This window comes from Bradyrhizobium sp., from assembly GCF_049581145.1.
Lineage (GTDB): Bacteria > Pseudomonadota > Alphaproteobacteria > Rhizobiales > Xanthobacteraceae > Bradyrhizobium.
In genome coordinates this window covers 1-6,278 of sequence record NZ_JBAURI010000854.1, presented here as the reverse complement: position 1 = coordinate 6,278, position 6,278 = coordinate 1, and the positions used below count along the sequence as shown (strand labels likewise).

Sequence of the window (6,278 nt, the reverse complement as noted above, 5' to 3'; positions counted from 1 at the left end):
CTGGGCGCGATCCCGCAGGTGATGGCGTTCTCCGACGTCTACCAGGCGCTGCAGACCGGGGTCGTCGACGGGCAGGAAAACACCTGGTCGAACATGTACACCCAGAAGATGCATGAGGTGCAGAAATACGCCACCGTCACCAATCACGGCTACATCGGCTACGTCGTGGTCGTGAACAAGAAGTTCTGGGACGGGATGCCGCCCGATATCCGCACCGCTTGCGAAAAGGCGATGAAGGAAGCCACCGAGTTCGGCAACAGCCAGTCGGCGAAGGAAAACGACGACGCGCTGCAGGCGATCAAGGCATCCGGCAAGACCGAGATCGTCACGCTGACGCCGGAGCAGGACGAGGCGATGCGCAAGGCGATGATGCCGGTCTACGAGGAAGTGGCGTCGCGCGTCGGTCAACCGCTGATTGACGAGTTCCTGAAGGAGACCGGGCGCAGCCCCATGAACTGAGGACGCGCTGAGCACGCACTGAGCGCGCCGGGCAGGGGTGGCTGATTGCGCGCTTTGACCGGCAAACTTGACCGGCAAACAATGGGTCCGCGGCCGTAGCGCATGCGGGCTGCGTGGTCGGGCGGATTCTTGAGCCGCCCGATCGTCACGGGGGACGTTCATGCTGTTGCGGATTCTCGACCGGCTCGAGGAAGTCATCATCGCAAGCCTGATGGGCGCTGCGACCTTGATCACGTTTGTGACGGTCGTTCACCGCTTTCTGGTCAATATTCCCATCCTCTATCCCTATTTGTTCTGGATCGACCTCTCCTGGTCGCAGGAACTGTGCATCTACATGTTCATCTGGATGGCGAAGTTCGGCGCGGCCTACGGCGTGCGAACCGGCATTCATGTCGGCGTCGACGTCCTGATCAAGCAGCTCAATGACAGCTGGCGGAAGCGGGTCGTACTGCTCGGCCTGTTCGGCGGCGCGGTGTTCACCGGGATCGTCGGCACCATGGGCGCCAAGTTCGTGTTCGAATTGATGCAGACCGACCAGGTGTCGCCCGATCTCGAGCTGCCGAGCTGGATCGTCTATGCCTGCATCCCGCTCGGCTCCTATCTGATGTGCTTCCGCTTCCTGCAGGTGATGTGGGCCTATTACTGGACCGGCGAGTTGCCGCATCATGACGCCGCCCATGTCGACGACATCGAGGTCAGCCCGACCGCGCCGATCTCGCTCGGAGAAGCGTGATGAGCGCGGCGCTGATCTTCGGGCTGCTGTTTGCCCTGATGCTGACGGGCATGCCGATCTCGATTTCGCTCGGCCTGACCGTGCTGACCTTCCTGTTCACGATGACGGAAGTCCCGATCGAAAGCGTCGGGCTGAAACTGTTCTCGGGTCTGGACAATTTCGGCATCATGGCGATCCCGTTCTTCATCCTGGCCGGCACGTTCCTGACCCGTGGCGGGGTGGCGCGGCGGATGATCGCCTTCACCACCTCGCTGGTCGGTCACCTGCCGGGCGGACTCGGGCTCGCCGGTGTCACCGCCTGCGCGATGTTCGCGGCGATCTCGGGGTCGAGCGTCGCCACCGTGGTCGCGATCGGCTCGATCATGCTGCCGGCGATGGTCGATTACGGCTATCCGCGCCGGTTCGGCGTCGGCGTGATCGCAACTTCCGGCGCGCTCGGCATCCTGGTGCCGCCCTCGATCATCCTGGTGCTGTATGGCGTGTCCACCAACACGTCGATCGGCGCGCTGTTCATGGCCGGGATCGTGCCGGGCGTCATTCTGGCGCTGATGCTGGCGTCGGTGACCTGGTTCGTAGCCTGGCGCAACGGCTACCCCCGGATGAAGCGGGCCACGCTCGGCCAGCAATGGCTGGCCTTCCGCGACAGCGTCTGGGGCCTCGCCTTGATCGGCATCGTGCTCGGCGGCATCTATGGCGGCATCTTCACGCCGACGGAAGCCGCCGCCGTCGCCGCGGTCTATGCCTTCCTGATCACCGTGTTCGTCTACCGGGAGTTGAAGCTCACGGAGGTGCCGAAGGTGCTGTTGCAGGCGGCGAGCATGAGCTCCATGCTGCTCTACATCATCACCAACGCGGTGCTGTTCTCGTTCCTGATGACGCATGAGCAGATTCCGCAGGCCATGGCGGCCTGGATCATCGACAGGAATTTCTCGGTCTGGATGTTTCTTCTGGTCGTCAACGTCATCCTGCTTTTGGCGGGCAATGTCATGGACCCGTCGTCGATCCTGCTCATCATGGCCCCGATCCTGTTTCCGCTGGCGACCAAGCTCGGCATCAATCCCGTGCATCTCGGCGTGCTGATGATCGTCAATACCGAGGTCGGCCTGTGTCATCCGCCGGTCGGATTGAACCTCTACATCGCATCCAGCATCGCCAAGATGGGAATCAGCGAGATCACCATCGCGGTATTGCCATGGTTGTGCGCCATGCTAGCCTTTCTCGGGCTGATTACTTACGTGCCCGAGATCTCGTTGTGGCTGCCGCGGCTGCTCGGCATGATCTGAGGCGTTTGGCTTTGATCAAGCTCAATTACATCTTGGTAAGGCTCTCCAGTCTGTCCAAACTGTAAGTTGATTGCGCGTCTCGCTGTGCCCATGTTCGGGCGACCTTGAGAGGAGGGTTCGCATGAGGAAATTTGCCATCGCCGGCGTTGCCGCGCTTGCCATCGCCGGTTCGACCGCGGTCTACGCCCAGTACCATCCCTGGCTTCGTGAGCACATGCAGCACATGCGCCTGAGCCCGGAAGACCGGGCCGCGCTCGCCGACGCGAAGATTGCCGAGGTGCATGCCGGGCTGAAACTGACGCCGGATCAGGAGAAGTTGTGGCCGCCGGTCGAAAGCGCGGTGCGGGATTTCGCCAAAATGCGAATCGATCGAGCCAATGCGCGGATGCAGGCGGAGAGTGCACCCCAGGCGCAGGACGAGCAGAAGCCGGATCCGGTGGCGCGCTTGCGCGAACGCGCCGACAACATGGCCGCGACCGCGGCCGCGCTGAAGAAGATCGCCGATGCCGCCGATCCGCTCTACAAGACGCTGGACGACGGCCAGAAGCGCCGGCTCGCGTTGCTGACCCATCATCATGACGGCCAGTTTGGCCACGAAGGCTGGCGTCACCGCTGGATGGAGCGCGGCATGGGCCACGACGGCGGCCGGGGCATGGACATGGATGGCGGCCGGGGCATGGGTGGCGACGGCTCCGAGTCCGGACGGCTCTGACGCGCGCGGCTTCGACCGAACGGAAAAGCCGTCGGATTTCCGACGGCTTTTTCTGTCCTCGATGCCTGAAATGACATCGAAAAACGCTCCCGCCTTGCTGGACATCGGGAGGTCGCTTTGCTAAACGACGCCCTCTCGCGAGGCCTTTCCGAAGCCAAGCTTCGGGCGCATAGCTCAGTTGGTAGAGCAGCTGACTCTTAATCAGCGGGTCCCAGGTTCGAGCCCTGGTGCGCCCACCAAGGAAAAGGCCTTCTTTTCCAGTACCTTCGCGGGATCTCGCTAGAGAACAAAACGGGTCTCGTGCGACGCCTTTCGTGGTCGGACGTCGCACGCCGTGCGACGAGTTCAACACGTTCTGTGAATGTCCTTCACAGAAACCCGGTGCGCGCAGCCTTCGATGAGCAAGAAGGTTCGTCGCAAATATCATCGCCATAAGGAAGCGAGCGCTGCGCCCAGCCGACGCTCCTCGACCAGGAAAGATACCAGCTTGAGCTGATTGCCGCGGTCGCGGAATTACAGGGCGCCGGACCCGGGGACCCGTCGGCGCTCAGCCCTTCCTCGCGCACCTGCAATTCGAGCCGGTCGATGCCGGCATCGGCATTGCGGGCGCGGTCATGCTTCACGATGGTCTATGCGCTTCGGTACGAGTGCCCCGTGATGTCGCAGCTCGTCAGCAGCTCGCAGCCCGCGCGATCGAGCAGCATGACGCAGGTATCGCGCAGGTCTGTGCTTCTGGTCGAGTTCGCCAGCGCCATTGACGAACAGCAGCGACGAGATTGGCTTCATGCGCCATGCTGTCCCATCGCCATTGCTGTCGCGCGCCGCCTGCACATCCAGCGATTCCGCCAGCACGCGCGCGCTGATCGACCGCGCGAGCGCGCTGCGCCTCGTCCTCTTGATCGAGAGGAAAGGCGCGAACAGCCCGTCGATGGTTCTCGGGTTTCATCGAGGATCCCACGACCTGAGCGAGACTGCAAATATAAGTAACATTGCTCGCTAAGCACTTAACAGGGCGGACAATCCGTGGCGCGAAGTTCAGCTTTTCTAAATGCAGCGATTCGTTTTCCAGGTGCAGCGCGGTCAGCCTCCCGAACGTCCTGTTTTTGACGATATGCTAAAGAACCACAAGGCCGCGCGAGAAGTTGCGCTCGGCCGTCCTGAATGAAGCTGGCAAAGTCATATTCAGGTTTTGGGGCGAAGGATCTATCCCAAAAAATGGCGGAGTCCGAGTGCCGCGCACGCGGCTGCGGCTATCGCATGGCAGACGCATGTCTTGATACCATGGCGTCTCGCAGACGGTCACTCCTGTTACTTGGCGCGGCGACGGTGGCTTTGCTCGCCGATGGCGCAGGTGCAGCCGCCGGCGTATTGGTCAATACCGGCACATTCAACAATGACGTCGCTTACAATGCAGATGTCACCAGCAACACCGGAACCATCAACAACAACTTCCCGGGCGTATGGACCGGCAACGTCTTGAGCAATGCCGGCGGCATCTCGAATAATATTGGAGCCACGTGGGCCGGCACCGTCGTCAACACGGGCTATGTCAGCAATCTCGGCGCTTGGTCGGGCGAAATTGTCTCCAACTTCTTCGGCAGCATCCATAACGGCGGCGCCGCCGCGACCTGGACCGGCAACGTGCTGACCAATGATAGCCAGATCGTCAACGAGAACGGCGCCACCTGGACCGGCGAGGTGCAGGGCAACAACAACGTCGTCTTCAATTTGAGCTCCAGCTTCTGGAATGGAGACGTGGTTGCCGATGGCGGCGGGTCCAACAGCTTGGCGCAGATCGACAATTACGGCACCTGGACCGGCAACGTCGACAGCAACGCGGCCGAGATCAACAACCTTGGCGGCAGTTGGAGCGGAAATGTCGTCGCCAATGCTGGCGCCATTGTCAACAACTACAACGACGTCAACACCAATCCGGGCGGCGTGAACCACGCCGTATGGACCGGCAACGTGATCAACAATACCGGATTGATCGTCAACGACCACGGCGGCGTATGGAACGGCAATGTCCTCGCCAACAACGGCGCAATCGTCAACCAGTCGGGTTCCACCTGGATCGGCAACGTTCTCGGCAACGCCGGTGCCGTCACCAACAATGCCACATGGTCCGGCAACGTTGCCTCGAACGCCGGCACGCTCACGAACAATCTGACCTGGATCGGTACGGTGACGAATGCCGGCATGTTCAATAACAATGCAGGCGCAACTCTATCAGGCCTTTTGGTCAACAGCGGCACGGTCGACAATGCCGGAACGTTGAGTGGGGGCCTCACCAATACCGCCGGCACCACCAACAATGCCGGTTTTATCGGCGGCGTCACCACCATCAGTGGCGGCACGCTGACTGGCAACGGCACGACCGCAAACGTCGCGGTCGCCGGCGGCAGCACCTTCGCGCCGGGCGCGCCTGGGACAGCCAGCGCGGCGACAGTCTCAGGCAATCTCGCCTTCCAGTCCGGTGCCTTCTATGCCGTCCAGGTGAATCCCGCGACGGCGTCACTGGCGCGGGTCTCCGGAACGGCCGTGCTGGCGGGAACCGTGCAGGCGAATTTTGCGCTCGGAAGCTACATCAAGAAACAATACACGATCCTGACTGCCGCGGGCGGCCTTGGCGGCACGACCTTCGCAGGCATTGCCAACACGGGTCTGCCGCGAGGCAGCACCGACAGCCTGAGCTACGATGCCAACGATGCATATCTGAACCTGACGCTGGGCGTCCTGCAATTTACGGGGCTCAACAGCAATCAGCAGGCCGTGGCCAATGTGCTCACGAGCTATTTCAACAGCGCGGGCGGCATCCCGCTGGGCTTCTTCACCGTTAGCCCCGCCGGTCTGGCGCAACTCGACGGCGAGGCGGCAAGCGGGGCAGAGAACGCGGCTCTCCAGCTCACGACCCAGTTCCTCAATCTGATGCTTGACCCGTTCGTAGATGCTGGACGCGGCGGCTCAGGTGGACAAGGGCTCGGCTTCGCAAGCGATGCGCAAGCGGCATTGCCGCCCGATGTCGCTCGCGCCTATGCAGGCGTGCTGAAAGCGCCGCCGGCCGTTCCGCCTGCGCAGCGCTGGACCGCCT

General features: G+C 62.1%; 6 protein-coding genes and 1 tRNA gene. 6 read left to right on the top strand and 1 reads right to left on the bottom strand.

The genetic code is table 11. The features are described from left to right. The 5 genes from dctP to WCB02_RS28065 form a co-directional block, all read left to right on the top strand. A partial coding sequence (gene dctP, locus WCB02_RS28085; protein ID WP_423963015.1) for a TRAP transporter substrate-binding protein DctP occupies positions 1-459 on the top strand: 459 nt, incomplete at its 5' end. Positions 460-619: 160 nt separating this feature from the next. Further along, positions 620-1,192, top strand: coding sequence for a TRAP transporter small permease (locus WCB02_RS28080; RefSeq protein ID WP_423963014.1), 573 nt, complete (start codon positions 620-622; stop codon positions 1,190-1,192). Next, positions 1,192-2,475 carry a TRAP transporter large permease gene (locus WCB02_RS28075; RefSeq protein WP_423963013.1) on the top strand — a complete coding sequence of 428 codons (1,284 nt, stop codon included), beginning with the start codon at positions 1,192-1,194 and terminating at the stop codon, positions 2,473-2,475. The genes WCB02_RS28080 and WCB02_RS28075 overlap by 1 nt, the downstream gene beginning before the upstream one ends. A 121-nt stretch (positions 2,476-2,596) precedes the next feature. Then, positions 2,597-3,187, top strand: coding sequence for a Spy/CpxP family protein refolding chaperone (locus tag WCB02_RS28070; RefSeq protein WP_423963012.1), 591 nt, complete (start codon positions 2,597-2,599; stop codon positions 3,185-3,187). A 163-nt stretch (positions 3,188-3,350) separates the two neighbouring features. After that, positions 3,351-3,426, top strand: a tRNA-Lys gene (locus WCB02_RS28065). 373 nt (positions 3,427-3,799) lie between these two features. On the opposite strand, the gene WCB02_RS28060 is transcribed toward WCB02_RS28065, so the two are convergent. Continuing rightward, a complete protein-coding gene (locus WCB02_RS28060) occupies positions 3,800-4,039 on the bottom strand; it encodes a hypothetical protein (RefSeq protein ID WP_423963011.1) in 240 nt (79 codons plus the stop codon). 429 nt (positions 4,040-4,468) lie between these two features. Here WCB02_RS28060 and WCB02_RS28055 point away from each other — a divergent pair. Beyond that, positions 4,469-6,278, top strand: a 1,810-nt coding sequence (locus WCB02_RS28055; protein WP_423963010.1) for a beta strand repeat-containing protein, incomplete at its 3' end; no start/stop codon positions are given.

What these genes read in the sequence shown, in the direction of transcription:
- WCB02_RS28080 (WP_423963014.1), top strand. Translation starts at nt 620, where the DNA reads ATGCTGTTGCGGATTCTCGACCGGCTCGAGGAAGTCATCATCGCAAGC.
- WCB02_RS28075 (WP_423963013.1), top strand. Translation starts at nt 1,192, where the DNA reads ATGAGCGCGGCGCTGATCTTCGGGCTGCTGTTTGCCCTGATGCTGACG.
- WCB02_RS28070 (WP_423963012.1), top strand. Translation starts at nt 2,597, where the DNA reads ATGAGGAAATTTGCCATCGCCGGCGTTGCCGCGCTTGCCATCGCCGGT.